The organism is Atopobacter phocae ATCC BAA-285 (genome assembly GCF_000526675.1).
Taxonomy (GTDB): domain Bacteria; phylum Bacillota; class Bacilli; order Lactobacillales; family Aerococcaceae; genus Atopobacter; species Atopobacter phocae.
On the sequence record NZ_JAGN01000003.1, the window covers coordinates 47,052 to 65,065 of the forward strand.

Here is an 18,014-nt window from a genome sequence, read left to right on the forward strand (position 1 = left end):
AATTACTCACCCCTTTTATTCAATTGATCTAACTCGGTTAAACTAGATATAACACTTAAAAAATAGAGCGGAGCAGTTTCTGCACGTAAAATTCGCGGACCTAAACTTTTAGGGATTGCCCATTGACTTAAATACGCACGTTCAGATGAACTAATCCCACCTTCAGGACCAAATATTGCATAAATAGCATGATTTTTCATACTATTTTTCACTAATTCACTCCAACTCATCGATGATTGCACCATGATTTCATCAGTTTGTAACCCATTTTCATCTTTTGCTTGCTCTTCATCAGCTAGAACGACAACTTCTTCATGCCATAAAGGCGCTAATTGTTTCAAGGTATCACAAATATTTACTTGCGGAATGGCTAAACGATGTGATTGTTCAGCTGCTTCTTGTGCAATACGCTGAAAACGTTCTAATTTTTGTGCTTTTTTCTTATCATTCCATTTAACAATCGATCGATCCATCGATAAAAATGTAATCGAGCGTACCCCTAATTCTGTTGTCTTTTGAACAATCCATTCTGGTTTATCTTTCTTTGTTAACCCACAAATAATATGGACATCTAGTGGAAGTTCAACCTGTTGTTCCACATTTTTGATTGCTCTAACGTATACCGCCGAATCAATAGCAACAATTTCTGCTTCAAATAATGACTGATTAGGATCAACTAGTAAAATCATTGTCCCTACTTTTTCTCGTAGTACATTCATCAAATGATGCGAAATATCTTTGTCTAATATGATTTCCTTACCTACACTTAATTCTTCTGCAATAAAATATCTCTGCATGATTTACTTCTCTCCATGTTTAAAAACTAAACAATGCCAATCATTTTTTTCCATGCTTTGTTCAAGTTCAAATCCAACTGCTTCAAATGCTTTCGCTACTTGTTGTTTCTTCGCGCCAATAATTCCTGATAAAATTAAACGGCCTTCTGGTTTTAATAAACGTTTCGCATCATCAGCCATTAATTCTAAGATTCCCGCTAAAATATTTGCAACAATTATATCTACCGGTTCTGTTTGTTTCGTTAACAAATTGCCTTCAGAAGCAAAAATACGATCGCTATTTGGATTTAAGCGTGCATTCTCTTTTATAATTTGAGATGTGCTAGGGTCAATATCATAACTAAATACTTTATCTGCTCCTAAAGCTGCTGCTGCAATACTTAAAATACCACTACCGCTTCCTACGTCACAAACTGTTACTTGAGGTCGAATATACTGTTCAAGCGCTAGTAGACATAACTGAGTCGTCGGATGACTACCTGTACCAAAAGCTAATCCTGGATCTAAACGTAATTGAATCGGAAAATCTTCAGTTTCAAAAGCTTCTTCCCACTCTGGAACAATAGCCATAAATCGAGTAAGTGCAATCGGTTTATAAAATTCTTTCCAACCATCTTGCCAGTCCGCTGCTTTTAAAGGGGTCAATTCTACCGTAAATGGTCCTTCTAACGATAGTTGACTTATATTTTCTTTGAATTGCGCTTGATAAACTGGCGTAATTTCATTTTCTAATTGGTAAACCGATAACTTCACTTCACCTTGTATACCTTGTGCTAAATCATCTGAAAAAAGCAACCAATCTGGCGAGTCTTTTCTTAATGAATCGAGATCATTAAAACTTTCGACTTCAACACCTTGAAATCCTTGATCCATTAAAAAATTTGTCACTACTTCCTGATCACTTTCAATGACTGCTATTGTTATTTTAACCCAATCGTTATTTGTCGACATTTGAATCTCCCTCGCCATAATATTCTTCATGATCTATTCTCTCGTAATCTAACTTAAATGGATAATAAAGTAAATCTTGATCATAATGCATTAAATCTTTAGCTTGTTGCACCGTGTGATTAAATTGCTTCATGCTAAATTGTGGTTCATAAATTGTTTGAGAATCGTCACTTAAAAATTCTAATAATTCAAATTCAATTTGATGCAATGCTTTTCGTAATTCTTTAACAAACTGGTCAATTAATCCTTTTTCAACGCTACCATCATCCGATAATGGAATAGTTAGCAAGTAATTAGGATAAATTGCAGCTGGCATTGAATTATCAAATACCGCTTGATGAGGTTGTGCAACAAATAAACATTTCACTTGATAAACCCACTCTTTATCCACATTTTGATTGCCTTCAATGTCCGTTAATGCGATGGAATGATTTTGTTTATTAATTAAATAATTTAGTGTAATTTCTATTTTTGGAAACTTTTCTGACCATTGTACTGTATAATTCCAATTAATTGGCTCTTTAGCAAAACGTTGTGCAATATATTTTATGATATTTTGTTCTTCTAATTGTTTAACAACTTTCAACATTTCACCTCATTAATTACTTGTTTCCCTTTATTTTAACAGAAATTTAGTCATTTGATAATAGAAGTATCTTAAACTCATCATAAATCATTTATTCCATTACAAAAATGTCATTCTTATCACTTTTATTACGTATTCTCAAAAAAGTGTTGAATAAAGGAATTTTGTTTGTAAGTTGACACATAATTTAGTATCATTAATGTAGAGTAAAAACTCTTTCTTGTTTGGCCAATTAAATGGCTCTTCGAACGCACATAAAATATTAAAGGTGGAAATAAAAATGACAGGCAGAAAACTACATCACACAGATATTTATGAAAAAATCTTTAAACGCGCTTTCCGTGGATATAATATTGCGGAAGTTGATGAATTTCTTGATGTGATTATGCGTGACTATAATTCATTTCAAACAGATATCGATTTTCTAGAAACAGAGAACGAACGCTTAAAAGCAAAGATTGAAGAATTATCACAACAAACGCAAGGTGTTAAACGAGAAACAACACAAAATTCAAATCAAGGTGTTACAAACTTTGATATTTTAAAACGCTTATCCAATTTAGAACGTAAAGTTTTCGATGATCGTTTACGTGACTAAACACTCAATGTATTGACGGGATATCTCGTCATTTTTTAATGACAATTTTGATTTGTAAATTTCGGGTAATTGCGCTTATCGTAAGATAGGTGAGGAAAGTCCATGCTCGCACAAGCTGCGATGCTTGTAGTGTTCGTGCATAGTGAAAAAATAAGCTATGGCAACGTAAGTTGACGGCAGAAAAAATGGCTAAGGTCTCTGACTATGCCAAAGTATTCTTGAAAGTGCCACAGTGACGAAGTGTATGTGGAAACAGATACAGTGGAACGCGGTAAACCCCTCGAGCGAGCAACCCAAATATACCATAGGTAGGGGCACTCTTTTAGCGGAATTGAACGCGTGAAGGAGGCACTTTAAAAAGTGCAGACAGATGATTACCCCAACATTAACGCCTGCAATTAATGTTGGACAGAACATGGCTTACAGAAATTTACAAGCAGGATTTTTATTTTTTCAACGGCTGAAAGGAGCCTTTATGACAAAGAAATTTCAATTACTTGCAACTATGGCAAGTGGTTTAGAAACATTAACACGCAACGAACTAACTGATCTCGGTTATGAGGTCACTACTGATAATGGCAAAGTATTTTTTGAGGGTAATTATTCAGATATCGCTCGTACCAATTTATGGTTAAGAACTGCTGATCGAATTAAAATTGTGTTTGGTCAATTTAAAGCTCTCTCTTTTGAAGAACTGTTTGATCAAACTTATGATTTACCATGGGAAAACATCTTACCAATGGATGCTGAATTCCCAGTAAGTGGTAAATCAATCAAATCAAAACTTTATAGTGTGCCTAATGTACAAGCTATTGTAAAAAAAGCTATTGTTAAACGTTTGCAAGATACTTATAAACGTCGAGGTCAATTACCTGAAACAGGTGCACTTTATCCTATCGAAGTCGCTATTCGTAATGACCAAGTTCAATTAACTATTGATACAACTGGTGACAGTTTATTTAAACGTGGTTACCGAATTAGCAAAGGAGCGGCCCCTTTAAAAGAAAATATGGCTGCAGCTTTAATTTTATTAACTAATTGGTCTAAAGAAAAACCTTTTGTTGATCCAATGTGTGGCTCAGGAACTTTAGCGATTGAAGCGGCTTTAATTGGAATGAATGTTGCTCCAGGTTTGAATCGTGAGTTTGTCAGCGAACATTGGACTTTTTCTGATGAAAATACGTGGAATGATGAGCGACAACGTGCAGAAGAACAAATTGATTATGACATTGAGTTAAATATTGCCGCAAGTGATATTGATCCTCACATGATTGAAATTGCTAAACAAAATGCAATGGAAGCTGGTTGTTATGATCAAATTCGCTTCAAACAAATGAATGTTGCTGATTTCCGTACATCTGATGAAGACGGTGTACTTGTAACTAACCCACCTTATGGTGATCGTCTGTTAACAGAAGAAGAAGCTCATCAATTATACAAAGTGATGGGTATTGCTTTTGCACCACTTGATTCTTGGAGTAAATATATTTTAACAAGTGATTTAACTTTTGAATCATTTTATGGTCAACGTGCAACGAAAAAACGTAAATTATATAATGGACGAATTCGCACGGATTATTTCCAATATTGGGCACGTCCTAAGCGTTTTAAATAGGATAATTTAAAATAGATCAATTGCACAACTTTCAATAGTTGTGCTTTTTATCGTTGACTTAGTTTTATTTTTAAGGAGAAATTTTATGGAACGATTAAAATCTTTTATCATACCCCTTATACCAGGAATTAGTGCTGCCCTATTTTGTGTTATAATAAGCAAAATATTAGCTACCTACTTCTTACCAACCATTGGAGCAGCCACATTATCTATTTTAATTGGCATTTTATTAGGGAATACAGTCTTCACTTCCCCACAATTGGCTAAAGGTACTAAATTTTCAGAAAGTAAACTATTAGAAGTGTCAGTTGTTCTGTTAGGATTAACTGTTACCGTTCAAACTATTACACAACTGGGCTGGTCAGGTTTAGTTTTTATTCTGTTGCAAATCACTATAACACTTCTGGCTGCTGAAGCAATTGGACGCCGTTTGAAGTTTAATTCCAATATGCGCCGTTTGATGGCTGGTGGAAATGCGGTTTGTGGATCAAGTGCAATCGCCTCGATTGCTCCTGCTATTGGTGCTTCTGAAGAAGAAAAAGGGCAAATTATTACTTTAGTGAATTTACAAGGAACTGTTATGATGCTAACTCTTCCATTTCTTGCTCTTTATTTGTGGCCTTCTAACCTTTTAGTTCAAAGTGCATTAATTGGAGGAACGTTGCAATCTGTTGGTCAAGTCGTTGCTGGCGCTAGTTTAATGAGTGCAGAACACATCCAATACGCTATGCTATTTAAAATTATGCGTATAATGAGTTTAGTCGGCGTTGTATTTTTATTTAATCGTTTAGCACGTTCATCTAACCCAAGTGAATCATTGACGTCTAATATGTCCTCTCCACATATAAAAAAAGGAATCCCTTGGTATGTGATGGGATTCCTAGTCGCTTGTTTCATTAATAGTACATTACCTTTGCCTTCTGTATTTGCAACGACTTCTCATATAATTAGTAGTTGGTTTGAATTAACTGCTCTCGCCGCAATCGGTTTACGTTTAAATTTAAAACACTTTTTAAAAGAAGGTTGGCAATTTTTAATATATGCCTTATCTGTCGGGATAGTTCAAGTAGTTACTGCAATTACTCTTATATATTTGTTAATGCTTCATTCATTTAGTTAACATGTTTATTGAGCAACGCTCGCGCTAATTCATCAGCTTTTTTATTTTTCTTTTCTGGTACCCAATCAATAATTACTAGTGGATACGTATCAAATAATTTTTGAATTTGTTCTAAGAGGTGTTTATAAACTGTTTTCTTTACATATCCTTTTGAAATTGCCTGATAAACAATTTGACTATCTGTATGAATAAATAATCGTTCATTTGTCGGAAAGTTATAACTCAGCCATTGAACACTATAATAGACTGCATAAAATTCAGCAATATGATTATCCATTGATTCTTTGATGAGATGTTGATAATGATATTGCTTTTTTTCGTATAGCACATGAGCAGCAACAGCTGTATACGGGCTGTCTTTCTTTACAGCAGCATCTGTAAATATTTCAATCATTAGCATTTAACCAATCTAATGTGTTTAACCAACCCTCAAAAAAGGTTTGGTAATGTATACCTAAATGTTCTTCCAAGTGAGGATAATGTTCAATTAAAAACATGCGAAATTCTTGCTCTACCAGTCGTTGGGTATTCGAGTCATTCCGATAAAACTCATTAATCCATTGAGGCCAGTTGATCCAATATTCTGTTTGATCCAAAGGCATTAGTTGACTTAAATCAATCGATTTGAATTGATTGTCAGCAAAATACTGCACATACTCCGTGTCTGTATTAATTGAATGATGCAGACGTGCCATTAAAGATAAATAATCTGCTCGTTCTGCTTTTGTTAATTGTCGTTCTAAAAGCATTTCTTTTGATAAATAATACTTTTCTTCGTCATCAGGCAATCTTAACCAACTTTCATACCAATGATATCTTTCAGAAATATTCAACCCTTTTTTCAATTGATTTTTCATCGATTGAATTGTTGTTTGTAATTCTTCTTGAAATGATTGTTGCAGTGAATTTACTGCGGTAAAACGATTAGGTAACTGATTGAGGAGTTGCTGCGCTAAAATCCATTCTTTTAAACGAATTAAAGAATCAATCAATTCAATATAATTGTCCTCAGTAACTTTCAGTTGATTGGCCGTATCCGAAAAAATGAGTTGACCAATCTGTTCATATTTCTTTTCAGCATAAAGTGTTTTAATATTTTTATTTAGTTCATCCATTGCTATTATACACCTCACTTCTATTTATATTTTAAACGTTCTGTCCAAATAAAAACAGAGCAAAGATAACTTTGCTCATTCACTGTTTTTTATTTAATTACGCATTACTTGCTTCTTTTTCAGCAATTAAATTGATTTCTCCATTTTGGATATTAACAAAATTAATAATGTCTTTAAAATTAACAATTGTTCGCTCTTCACAAATGTCATGCATTTGTTCAGCTGAATGAGACCAATTTATTTTTACGACAGCAGAGTTCATTAGAAGTTTTTCAATTTTACCGAACATCTCATGTTCACGAAATGAAAATTCGATTTCATCTCCAACTTCTGGTCTTAAATCCTCACGAACAGCATCTATAATTTTTAATGCTTCTTCGTATGGGACATCTAATATATGGGCAATTCTCGACTTACTAGTACCTTTTCTAAGTTCTGTTTCGACCGTTTGACGCATTTTATCTGATAATTTCATTGATCTCTCATGCCCCTCTCTTTAACTCTAACACCGTTATCTCTATTATAGCATAAAATCGAACGAAAAGCTAAAATGACAGGTAACCCTAGTTTTAAGCGTTAATAGCGCCTGTTTTTTCAAAAATAATGATGATTTTTAGTCTACTTAAAATGTTCTTTCAATGTTCAATATAGTGATCATTTAATTAAAAAAATTTATATTTTTCACTTTAAATAACGTTGACTTTTCATAAAAAATATCTTATACTCATATTGTTGTGTTCCAGTAGCTCAGCAGGATAGAGCATTCGCCTTCTAAGCGAACGGTCGGGGGTTCGAATCCCTCCTGGAACGTATATTGAGTTGAAAATACAACTCGCTAGCATTTAACCAACTTCAACGAACGATTGAAGTTGGTTTTTTTATTTATACAAATTTTAGACTCATCCATCTTCTTCATAAAGCACTTAAAATGGCCCTAGTTAATATTAGGACCATTTTCAGCATGATTATTCAACTTCTATATGCCAATTTTCAAATGGTATTTCTTCAAACGAATCGTCATTCACTAACTCTACATCAACAAAATGTTTAATTTGATTTAGAGCTTTCAAATGAAATTTTCCATTGCGATATTCAACTACTGTTATAGCTGCATTTTTAATTGGTGTATCTAGTTCAAAGTCAGGAATTAATTCATGCATTATATTGCGAATGGTCATCCCATGACTAACAACTAAAATATTTTCATCTGACTCACGATGTTCACTAATTAATTTAACTAAACCTCGTTCGACACGCGTCCAAAATTCATTGAAATCTTCTGCCCAACCTTTTGGATCAGCCGCTTTAAAAGCATTTAATTGGTCCATTACAATATGTTTAGAGGTTTTATCGAATTCTCTTTCATTGTATCCCAATTCTCTTACTTTTTTCCAAGCTTCTCTACCTACTTCACCTTCAAAGGAACCAAAAAATACTTCTCTAAATTCACGCATCATATGTATTTTAATATTCTCATTAATATATTGATTATATTTTAAAGCGAGCTGAGCTGTTTCTACAGTTCGTCTTAAATCACTCGTATAAATTGCTTTGAATTTTACATCTTTTAATCCATAACCACTTCTAAGAACATCAATTCTCCCTTTAGGCGTTAATGGTGCATCAGACCAACCTTGCATACGTTCTAAGGCATTTAAATAAGTTTCACCATGTCGCATAAAGTATAAAGTTACACCTTTTTCACTCATTATTATTCCCCCTTAACTTTTAATAGTCTTTCAATGCTCGGTCAACTTCTCGTTTAATTGATTTTTGTTTTAAAGATTCACGTTTGTCATACATTTTCTTCCCTTTAGCTAAACCAATTAAAACTTTTGCAAAGCCGTTTTTAATATAAACTTTTAAAGGAACAATTGTTAAGCCGCCTACTTTGGTTTCTTTTTCTAACTTACTAATTTGGGAGCGATGCAAAAGTAATTTACGATCTCGCAATGGATCATGGTTAAAAATATTACCTTGTTCAAATGGACTAATATGTATATTTTTAAGAACCGCTTCCCCATTTCGTAAACTTACAAATCCATCTTTTAAATTGAGACGACTTTGTCGAATTGCTTTAATTTCAGTTCCTTTTAAAATCATTCCTGCTTCGAAGGTTTCAAGAATATGATAATCATGCGAAGCTTTTCGATTTTGAGCTAAAGGCTTATCATCTGTCTTTTTCTTCATCATATACTCCCTTTATTTCAATTTCTTTTGACGCTTCATTCTTTTTTTCTTTTTCACTGATTTTGTTTTTGAAGATGCTTTATCTTTTACAGCTAATTTTAATGTTTTACTTGGCTTTTTGTTAGCTGTTTTTTTATTAGCAGGCTTCTTCGAGCGTTTTTTATTTTTTTTACGTTTAACCACACTTGTTGTTCGATCAGCTGTCCATGTGTAATTTTCAATCAATTTAAAATCAATTGTTCGTGTTTCTTTATTACTTTGTGTTATTTCTACTTGCACTTTATCACCTAAGCGATGCTGTACACCAGTACGTTCTCCTATTAATACCATTCGTCGATCCATAAAATGATAATAATCATCATCTAACGTATTCATATGAACTAAACCTTCAATAGTATTTTCAAGTTCTACAAAAAATCCAAAACGTGTGACCGAACTAATAACACCATCAAATACTTCGCCAATATGTCCAGCCATATACTCGGCTTCCTTCATTCGATCCGTTTCACGTTCTGCATCGACTGCTCGACGTTCTGCCATAGAAGTATGCATCGCAATGTTTGCAATTTGATCCGTTAATCGTTCTTTTTCTGTATCTTCAATCACCGGTTGATTCATGAATCCATAAAAGCGAATCATTCGATGGACAATCAAATCGGGATAACGTCGAATAGGTGAAGTAAAGTGTGTGTAATCTTCAGAGGCTAATCCAAAATGTCCACCTGGTTCTTCTGAATACTTCGCTTGTTTCATTGAACGTAACATCATGTTAGAAATAATTGGTTCGAAGCGATCATTTTTAATTTCTTGTAATAGGTCTTGCAATTCTTTCGGATGTAAAACGTCACTATCTGGTAATGATAAACCAAATGATTGAATAAATTGTCTAAATTGCAACATTTTTTCTACGGTTGGTTCTTCATGGATTCGATAAATAAACGGTAATTCTAATTGACTAAAATGACGCGCCACTGTTTCATTAGCTGCTAACATAAATGATTCAATTAAACGTTCAGCTATGAAGCGCGTACGCTTAATAATAGCAATTGGAAAACCTTGTTCATCTAATTGTATTTTCGCTTCACTCGTCTCAAAATCAATGGCACCACGTTGATAACGATCTTGCATTAAAGCTTCGTGTAATACACGCATTAAATCCAACATCGGTACCACTTCAGCGTATTGCTCTAATAGAGCAGGATTAGAACGTTTAAAGATATCATTAACGTCATCATATGTCATTCGATATTTTGAACGTATAACAGCTTCTACTAGGCGATAATCAACTAATTGATAATCGGCCGTGAAATACATTTCACAGCCCAACACGAGGCGATCAACATTAGGGTGTAACGAACAAATACCATTCGATAATTGTGTCGGTAACATAGGTACAACACGGTCCGTCACGTACACACTCGTTCCGCGTTCCAACGCTTCTTGATCAATTGCTGACCCCTCTTTTACATAGTGTGATACGTCTGCAATGTATACACCAAGTTTTAAACGTCCATCATCCAATTTTTCTAAATAAATAGCATCATCTAAATCTTTCGCGTCAGCACCATCAATTGTTATAATTGGTAAATGTCTTAGATCAACTCGTTCACCAATTTCTTCATCTAATACCGTTTGTGGAATCTCTTGAACTTCTTTCATCACTTCATTAGCAAATGTCGTTGGAATATGATGTTCTAATAAGACTGACAATATATCAACGCCCGGTTGATTTTTGTAGCCGATTTCTTTTGTAATTAATCCATCTAAATACTTAGGTGTTTTAGTGGTTGGATATGTTGTTATTTCCATGGCTACAATGGTGCCATTAACTACTTTTAATCCACCTTCTTTAACGAAACAATTAAAATTCGCTACTTTTTTATTCATTGGATGAATTTTTCCAATGAGCTTTTCTTTTTGTTGATTAAAGATAGGCTCAACTAGGGCCTCATATTCTCCAACGATTTGATTCAACTGATGTGAAAGTATTTCAACAACTTCGCCTTCTGCACCTTTGTCAGAGACGTAACTTGAACCTTTAGTAATGGCTACTTTTACTTGATCACCATTCATCGCACCGTTTTGAGCGCCACGTGGAATAAAAACATCTGGATCTGTTTCATTAATTCGAACAAAGCCAAATCCTTTATCATTTTGAGTATATGAACCTTCCACCATTTCGACAGTGACTGCTTTTTTAAATTGACCATTTGATGTTATTTCGATATATTTTTCTTCTTCTAGTTGAGCTAAAATTTTTACTAACCGTTTAAAACTTGCACTTGATTGGACTTCAAACACTTCCGAAATCTGATTCACAAAATATGAACCATTGGTCTGTTCAAACCACTCTTTTAACGTATTGTAAGTTAATTTCATTCACTCACCTCCTAATTATTTTTCGCTTATTATAAATGATTATTTAAAAAATTAATGATATCCTGGCCTAACTCATTTCGATCAGGGCCAAACGTGATAATGTGTGGACTATTTGGATACCACTTAAAAGTAATTTGTTGATTATTCGTCATTGCATCTGCAAAATCATAGGCTTGATCAGGAAGAATAAAATCATCTGCTCCTCCTTGAACAATTAGAAATGGTTGTTCAATCGAAGCAAGTTGTGGCTTTATTTCGCTTGCAAATGTCTCAATTTCATCAAACCGCGCTAAAATATGCTCTTTAGCCGCTGGTTCCATTTGATTTGCTAATACATATCGATTAAATTCTTGAAGTAATTTTTCTGAATTCATCGCACCTTTTAATATGGGACTACACATCACACCTGACGCTTTCAAAGGAAGCAACGTTGCCATTTTAGTAGCAAGTATACCTCCAAGAGATAAGCCGAGCATTGCAATTTCAGTAAACCCTTCTCGAGATAATTCTTCATACAATTCTTTTAATTGCTCTACCCATTGACTAGGTTCAACATCTAACAAGTCACTTGTAACCGATGTTCCATGTCCTTTTAATAATGGCAAATACACTGTATAGCCAGCTCGATTAATTGTGCTTCCTAGTGATTTTAAAGTAGAGGGTGTACCAGTAAAACCATGAATTAAAATGACGGCTTTCTGATTTGTACCTTTTAATTTTACTAATTGATCTACGTTTGTCATTAATTAACACCTCAATATATAGTTTACCGACTATCGAGTAAAATAACAATTCAAATCCATTTTTTATACCATTTCCTTTATCATTTATTGCTGTTGAATATCCACATGAACAAAAAAAGTCGGAGGCACATTCCCCCGACTTTTAAACGTATCAATGCTTATTCTTATTCTAAATGATTCGATTAACGATTTGAAAGAAATTCTAAAGCAAGAGTTAAACCAAGGAAAATAGTACCTAGTATAACTGTTACTCGGATTAGAAAAGCCTCAAATCCACGAGCTTTTTGCTTTCCAAATAATTGGTCCGCACCACCAGATAATGAACTAGCAGCATTTGTTTTTGATGGTTGCATTGCAACAATCACAATAAGTAAACCAGAAATGACGAGTAAAACGGCTAATAGAATACTGTACACGTTAAAACCTCCTATTTTGGTTTAATTATTCCTCTTCTTGACCAATAACTGATGGTTCTGCTGCTTCTGTCGTTGCATGCTCATCAACTTGTTGAGGTGCAGAAACTGAAGCAATCGTTGTATCCATATCAGCTAAGATAACAACACCTTCAGGAACTTCGATTGAAGCAACTGTAATGCTATCACCAATTTCTAAGTGGCTTGTATTCACGATGAAGTGTTCTGGAATATTTGATGGAGCTGTTTCAATTTCCACTTCACTTAAGTTTTTACTTACAATACCAACTGTACGTTTGTCGCCATCTTCCAAGATAACTGGAACTGGAACAACGATTTTGTCACCAGCTTTAACTGATAATAAGTCGATTGAAAGGATTCCACGTTTAATTGATTGACGTTGAACTGATTGTAAGAAGACTTGTTGTTTCTTACCTTCGATTTCAAGGTTAAAAACCGCGTTTGCGCCTTCTTCACGAATTAAAAATTCTAATTCTGTTACATCAACTGTTACGTTTGTTGCATCGTTACCATGACCATACATAACTGCAGGTACTCGACCTGCTGCACGATCTTTTTTACTTTGTCCGCTACCAGTGTGTTCGCGTAATTCAGCTTTTAATGTTTTCATTTTAAAAATTCCTCCTACAAATATATCTTCTCGATTTTTTCATAGAATCTCTTTTTCACTAGTTACTAACTAGTGATAATACCTCAAAAAAATTCTAAAAACATGATTTTTACATGCCTACCATACATCTTACCACAGTATTGAAAAAATTTCACCAATTTAATTGATAAAATCGCGATAAATAGCGATTTTATTTTTAAATGATAACCAGTACTATATGTGTTTTAACTGATAATGATTATCAGTACCGTTTAAGTGACAACATTCTTCTTTGTTGCTATAGTAAGAATATAGACAGATTAATAATAATAATTCTAAATAAAGTGTTGGAGATATTTTTTCATTCTCAATTGCACTTGAATTAAATAACTTAAATACATATTTTTATAGGAGGAACATCAAATGGATGAGAAAAAATTAGCACTAACAACAACTGTTATTAGTGGGATTTTGATCGTTATTGGCTTTTTAATCCCCACTTCTACCATTCAAACCATTATATTTTTATTAGCTTTTGTTATCGGCGGATACTTACAGGCAGTTGAAGGGATTCAAGATTCTCTTGAAAACAAACGATTGAACGTCGATATTTTAATGGTCGTAGCGGCACTTGGAGCAGCTTTGATTGGCTACTGGTTCGAAGGCGCATTACTTATTTTTATTTTCGCTGTATCAGGTACATTAGAAGCATACGCTACTGATAAATCAAAAAAAACAATGGAAGCTTTACTTGAACAACAACCCACTACAGCTCGAATACAATTAAGTGACGGATCAACTAAAGAAATTGGTATTGATGAATTAAAGATTGGTGACCGACTTTTACTTCGTAAAGGTGATGTCATTCCAATTGATGGATTTGCTCTTGAACCGATTCAAGTAAATGAAGCCAGTTTAACGGGTGAATCCGTTCCAGTCGACAAAGAAATAAACGATGAATTATTTGGTGGTACAATCAACGTTGGTGCTTCCGGTACAATGGAAGTGACTAAATTAGCTGAAGATATGGTTTTTTCAAAAATCATTCAACTCGTTAAAGACGCTCAAGAAAATCAAACACAAACTGAAACATTTATTAAAAAAATCGAAAATAAATACGCCTATGCTGTTTTAATTGGTGTGCCCATTGCTATATTAATTTTCCACTTTTTCATGGGGTGGACATGGAATGAGTCTCTTTATCGAGGTATGGTCCTTCTAACTGTAGCATCGCCGTGTGCATTAATTGCGTCAAGTACTCCCGTTATATTAAGTGCTATTAGTAATAGTTCAAAACATGGTATTTTAACTAAAAATGGAGCCATGTTAGAAACTCTATACCACGTCAAAGCAATTGCTTTTGACAAAACAGGCACTTTAACTTCAGGAGAATTAACAGTAGATCAAGTGCATTTTGCTGATCATTTATCTCAAACTGAACAAACTAATCTAAAACAAATTATTAAATCCATTGAAGAACATTCTAGTCACCCTATTGCTAAAGCTATTACAAAAGAATTTGAATCAATGGATCGTTTAGAACTTGATGATATTACTGAAGTGAATGCTCATGGTTTAATGGGCCAAATTAATGGTAAGACTTTTAAAGTTGGTAAACGTTCATTTGTTAGTGATTCCCTTTCATCTCAGTTTGAAAAAATTGCTCAACAAGAACTCCATCAAGGGAAAACAATTATTTATATTGGTCAAGACCAAACATGTGTGGCCATGATTAGTCTGATGGATCATGTGAAACCAGAAGCTAAAGCGGTCATTAAACGACTAAAAGAATTGCATATTACACCTGTTTTATTAACTGGCGATCATGACTTAACCGCACAAGCAATTGCAAATGAATTAGGAATTGATGATGTTCATGCTAACTGTTTACCCGAAGATAAAACTAACTTAATTAAAGAACTACAAGCTACATATGGCTCTGTTGCCATGGTAGGTGATGGTATTAATGATGCTCCTGCTCTTTCAACTGCAGATTTAAGCTTTGCTATGGGAACTGGAACAGACATTGCGATGGAATCAGCTGATTTTGTTATTATGAGTGACAATTTACAATCGATTACTTATACTCACGAATTAGCACGTAAAGTACGTCGCGTAACGACTCAAAATATCACCTTTGCATTAGGTATGATAACACTTTTAATTATTTCAAATATATTCCAATTAATTAATTTACCAATTGGTGTGATTGGTCACGAAGGAAGTACCATTTTAGTTATTTTAAATGGCCTTCGTTTACTACAAAAATTGCCTCATTATCGTGACACTACCTTTGATATTAATTTATCCAATCGTCGTTAAAAAAACGAGTATCTCCTTTCAGATTAACTGATAGGGATACTCGTTTTTTTTATTTTATTTAAATGATGTTAAGCGTTCAGCATCTAATCGCATGGATTCATATCCTTTATCAATGGCTCGACCAATCGATAAAATCAATACTGGAACATAACGAGTTGAATCTAGACCAAATGTTTCTGCTAAATTATCTTCGATAAATCCACCAATCGCATTAGTATCATAGCCATGATGACGAGCCACTAGCATCATTTGCATAGCGAATAAACTACTATCAATTTTAACAACATCATTAATTTTTTCTCGTGTTAAATTTTGATAAATAGGAATAATTGCTTCCATTTGCTTATCACGCATTTCTTGAGACATGGTTCCTGCATCAACTGCTGCATTATAAATTTCTTCTGCATATTCAACACTTTCCATATCACCGAATATTAAAAGCATCGCTGAAGATGTGTCATTTTGACGTGTATTAAATCGAATAAATGGTTTTAATTTTTCTTTTCCTTCAGGTGTATCTACAACAACAAAACGCCAAGGTTGCAAATTCATTGAAGAAGGTGCTTTTACCGCTTCATTAATCATTTCTAGCATTTCTTGTCGTTCAATCTTTATTGATTCATCATACACGCGAATCGATCGTCGATTGAAGACGACATCTGAGAAATTGTTATTTTTCATCATTATACCTCCACTGAATAAACAGGTTTCCAGTTGGTTATAGACTTATCCAACTGATATCAATATAAAGTGATTCATTCAGTGAGTCAAACAAAGCGCTCGTTTCTTTTGTTAGTGATTTTCAATCATCTGTTCATATATTTGTTTTAGTTGCGTGCCAATCTCATTTAAATCATTTTTCTGAATGAGTTGATAACTTTGTTCCACACGTTTTTTTGTTTGAGTAGGGTTACTTTTAATTGATAAAATAGCTTGTTTAAAATCTTCTACTTGTTTGCCTTTTAACACATGCTCATTATCTATGAACCACTCACGATAAATAGGTATATCACGAACGATTGTTGGGACTTTCAATGCTAGTGCTTCAAGTAAAACGATACCCTCAGTCTCTTCTTGTGTCAGAAAAACAAACGCATCACATCCAACATACGCTTCTCTTAACTCACTTGCAGGAACATATCCTGGAAAAATAGCATTATCTGGCGCTGTTTTAATTGCTTGTCTTACATGACTAGGTATTTGCCATAATGGTGTTTCACCAAACCAAATGAAAGTCACTTCCGGCATCGATTGTGCTAGTTTAATCCAATCTAAAATCCCTTTTCGCTCAATCCACATACCTACAGAGATGATTACTGGTTGATCAGCATTCAGGTGATATTTTTTGCGAAAAGCATGAGGATCAATTTTATCACGATTATATAATTTTAAATTGATTCCATTAGACACAACATAAACCGGTGGCATATCGCCGTAGCTTTCGATGAGCGCTTTGGAATAGGGAGTGGGCGTGATAATTGCATTGCCAGATTGATACGCATAAATCAGCCATTTTTTGAATAATGGCGCAAGTAAATTAGAACCGATAAAAGAATTTCTAAAGTCTTCTACAGTCGAATGACCATGCATAATCACCGGTACCTTCTTTTGTTTGAGCTTACGTGCTAACCATACGGAGAATGGAAAATATGTATTTATATGAGCGATTTGAGTAGTTGGATCTTCCCACTTTGAAGTATGTTCAACTTCCACTAAATTTAATGCTTGACGTTGATGAATTATAGCTCGGCCTAATCCTGATCGACTAACCCAATTTTCTAATTCTGTCCAAAGTAATACTTTCATTTCATTCCCCTATCCATAACATGACATATTGATAACACCAGTAAAAATAAAACCCAAATAATATTAACGTACTCCAACTAATATAACGTTTGATAAAAGGTTTGGCATAAATTTTTCGTTGTGATAAATGACGACGCAGTAACATCGCAAAACCTAACACTCCTAAAATAAGAAATAATTCGCCTAATTGAAAATGATGAGTCATTCGAAAAGACAATTCGTTATTTACAAACAACAATACGAAAAATAATAATGTTCTTATTTGATTTTTAGTTATTACTTGTTTTGCAATGGTTCGATTAAGAATAAACGATATTGTTATTATAATCCATGGTATAGCTACAATAAAAAATGTTTGAATTCCAACCATATAGTTGTCACCTCACCTTACTTCTTTTAGTATATCAGAAATAACAATTAATATTATAAGACTTTTTACTGATTCGCTTTTTTATTCAATTAAAAATATACATTAGTCCATTACAATGGTTCTATAATTTATAGGGTTGATGGCCAAAGGCCTCAACTCTATTTTTTATTTTAGGGTACAAAAAAGAACAGATCTCCTGTATATTATAAGCACCTAAACCATAATAAAGGAGAGCTGTTCCATGACACATATTATATCATCTTTACTCGGATTAAACGATAAAAACATCAAAATTTATGACCACAAGTTAACAAAATGTTCAATTAAAGGACGTTTATCTTTCCTATTATCTGGTCAATTAATCGAGCCGATTGATTGTTGCCCGTGTTGTGGAAGTCA

Annotated in this window: 19 protein-coding genes, 1 tRNA gene and 1 other RNA gene; 6 read left to right on the plus strand and 15 right to left on the minus strand. The window is 33.8% G+C overall.

Annotated elements, in window-relative coordinates; all coding sequences use genetic code 11:
* Positions 1 to 2: 2 nt before the first annotated feature.
* Genes L866_RS0101095 through L866_RS0101105 form a run of 3 tightly spaced genes read right to left on the minus strand, consistent with a single transcriptional unit; the run spans position 3 to position 2,334 of the window.
* On the minus strand, positions 3 to 797 hold the full coding sequence (locus L866_RS0101095; protein ID WP_025728320.1) for an RsmE family RNA methyltransferase: 795 nt from the start codon (positions 795 to 797) through the stop codon (positions 3 to 5).
* 3 nt (positions 798 to 800) lie between these two features.
* Complete coding sequence (gene prmA / locus L866_RS0101100) at positions 801 to 1,748, minus strand: 50S ribosomal protein L11 methyltransferase (protein ID WP_025728322.1); 948 nt, start codon at positions 1,746 to 1,748, stop codon at positions 801 to 803.
* The gene (locus L866_RS0101105; protein ID WP_169729059.1) at positions 1,735 to 2,334 is read right to left on the minus strand and encodes a DUF3013 family protein; all 600 of its coding nucleotides are present in this window, start codon (positions 2,332 to 2,334) and stop codon (positions 1,735 to 1,737) included. The genes prmA and L866_RS0101105 overlap by 14 nt, the downstream gene beginning before the upstream one ends.
* Positions 2,335 to 2,614: 280 nt before the next feature.
* On the opposite strand from L866_RS0101105, the gene gpsB reads away from it, so the two are divergent.
* From gpsB to L866_RS0101120, 4 genes are all read left to right on the plus strand, one after another.
* Positions 2,615 to 2,932: a cell division regulator GpsB gene (gene gpsB, locus L866_RS08290; RefSeq protein WP_035445832.1), complete on the plus strand. Its 318-nt coding sequence runs from the start codon at positions 2,615 to 2,617 to the stop codon at positions 2,930 to 2,932.
* A 57-nt stretch (positions 2,933 to 2,989) separates the two neighbouring features.
* An RNA gene (gene rnpB, locus L866_RS09190) (RNase P RNA component class B) lies at positions 2,990 to 3,360 on the plus strand.
* Between the two features lie 47 nt (positions 3,361 to 3,407).
* The gene (locus L866_RS0101115; protein WP_025728326.1) at positions 3,408 to 4,547 is read left to right on the plus strand and encodes a THUMP domain-containing class I SAM-dependent RNA methyltransferase; all 1,140 of its coding nucleotides are present in this window, start codon (positions 3,408 to 3,410) and stop codon (positions 4,545 to 4,547) included.
* An 85-nt stretch (positions 4,548 to 4,632) separates the two neighbouring features.
* Entirely contained in the window at positions 4,633 to 5,667 is a 1,035-nt protein-coding gene (locus L866_RS0101120; protein ID WP_025728328.1) for a YeiH family protein, read from the plus strand.
* Here the strand turns inward: L866_RS0101120 and L866_RS0101125 are convergent.
* From L866_RS0101125 to L866_RS0101135, 3 genes are all read right to left on the minus strand, one after another.
* Positions 5,660 to 6,061: an RNase H family protein gene (locus tag L866_RS0101125; protein ID WP_025728330.1), complete on the minus strand. Its 402-nt coding sequence runs from the start codon at positions 6,059 to 6,061 to the stop codon at positions 5,660 to 5,662. The genes L866_RS0101120 and L866_RS0101125 overlap by 8 nt on opposite strands.
* Complete coding sequence (locus L866_RS0101130) at positions 6,054 to 6,782, minus strand: hypothetical protein (protein ID WP_025728331.1); 729 nt, start codon at positions 6,780 to 6,782, stop codon at positions 6,054 to 6,056. Before L866_RS0101130 ends, L866_RS0101125 begins: the two co-directional genes overlap by 8 nt.
* 97 nt (positions 6,783 to 6,879) lie before the next feature.
* Positions 6,880 to 7,257: a DUF2187 domain-containing protein gene (locus L866_RS0101135; protein WP_025728333.1), complete on the minus strand. Its 378-nt coding sequence runs from the start codon at positions 7,255 to 7,257 to the stop codon at positions 6,880 to 6,882.
* A 261-nt stretch (positions 7,258 to 7,518) separates the two neighbouring features.
* Here L866_RS0101135 and L866_RS0101140 point away from each other — a divergent pair.
* A tRNA-Arg gene (locus L866_RS0101140) sits at positions 7,519 to 7,592 on the plus strand.
* Positions 7,593 to 7,747: 155 nt separating this feature from the next.
* Here the strand turns inward: L866_RS0101140 and L866_RS0101145 are convergent.
* From L866_RS0101145 to L866_RS0101170, 6 genes are all read right to left on the minus strand, one after another.
* Positions 7,748 to 8,491, minus strand: a complete 744-nt coding sequence (locus L866_RS0101145; RefSeq protein ID WP_025728335.1) for a histidine phosphatase family protein — start codon at positions 8,489 to 8,491, stop codon at positions 7,748 to 7,750.
* A gap of 19 nt (positions 8,492 to 8,510) precedes the next feature.
* On the minus strand, positions 8,511 to 8,972 hold the full coding sequence (gene smpB, locus L866_RS0101150; protein ID WP_025728337.1) for an SsrA-binding protein SmpB: 462 nt from the start codon (positions 8,970 to 8,972) through the stop codon (positions 8,511 to 8,513).
* A 12-nt stretch (positions 8,973 to 8,984) separates the two neighbouring features.
* Positions 8,985 to 11,351, minus strand: a complete 2,367-nt coding sequence (gene rnr, locus L866_RS0101155) for a ribonuclease R (RefSeq protein ID WP_025728339.1) — start codon at positions 11,349 to 11,351, stop codon at positions 8,985 to 8,987.
* Positions 11,352 to 11,380: 29 nt separating this feature from the next.
* Positions 11,381 to 12,094 carry an alpha/beta hydrolase gene (locus tag L866_RS0101160; RefSeq protein ID WP_025728341.1) on the minus strand — a complete coding sequence of 238 codons (714 nt, stop codon included), beginning with the start codon at positions 12,092 to 12,094 and terminating at the stop codon, positions 11,381 to 11,383.
* Positions 12,095 to 12,276: 182 nt separating this feature from the next.
* Entirely contained in the window at positions 12,277 to 12,510 is a 234-nt protein-coding gene (gene secG / locus L866_RS0101165) for a preprotein translocase subunit SecG (RefSeq protein WP_025728344.1), read from the minus strand.
* Between the two features lie 25 nt (positions 12,511 to 12,535).
* On the minus strand, positions 12,536 to 13,138 hold the full coding sequence (locus tag L866_RS0101170; RefSeq protein ID WP_025728346.1) for a 50S ribosomal protein L25: 603 nt from the start codon (positions 13,136 to 13,138) through the stop codon (positions 12,536 to 12,538).
* Positions 13,139 to 13,540: 402 nt separating this feature from the next.
* On the opposite strand from L866_RS0101170, the gene L866_RS0101175 reads away from it, so the two are divergent.
* Positions 13,541 to 15,439, plus strand: a complete 1,899-nt coding sequence (locus tag L866_RS0101175; protein WP_025728348.1) for a heavy metal translocating P-type ATPase — start codon at positions 13,541 to 13,543, stop codon at positions 15,437 to 15,439.
* 54 nt (positions 15,440 to 15,493) lie between these two features.
* Here the strand turns inward: L866_RS0101175 and L866_RS0101180 are convergent, their stop codons facing one another.
* The 3 genes from L866_RS0101180 to L866_RS0101190 form a co-directional block, all read right to left on the minus strand.
* Positions 15,494 to 16,123 carry a nitroreductase family protein gene (locus tag L866_RS0101180; protein ID WP_025728350.1) on the minus strand — a complete coding sequence of 210 codons (630 nt, stop codon included), beginning with the start codon at positions 16,121 to 16,123 and terminating at the stop codon, positions 15,494 to 15,496.
* 108 nt (positions 16,124 to 16,231) lie between these two features.
* Entirely contained in the window at positions 16,232 to 17,245 is a 1,014-nt protein-coding gene (locus L866_RS0101185; protein ID WP_025728352.1) for a glycosyltransferase family 4 protein, read from the minus strand.
* A gap of 1 nt (position 17,246) precedes the next feature.
* The gene (locus L866_RS0101190) at positions 17,247 to 17,615 is read right to left on the minus strand and encodes a hypothetical protein (RefSeq protein WP_025728354.1); all 369 of its coding nucleotides are present in this window, start codon (positions 17,613 to 17,615) and stop codon (positions 17,247 to 17,249) included.
* Positions 17,616 to 18,014 lie beyond the last annotated feature (399 nt).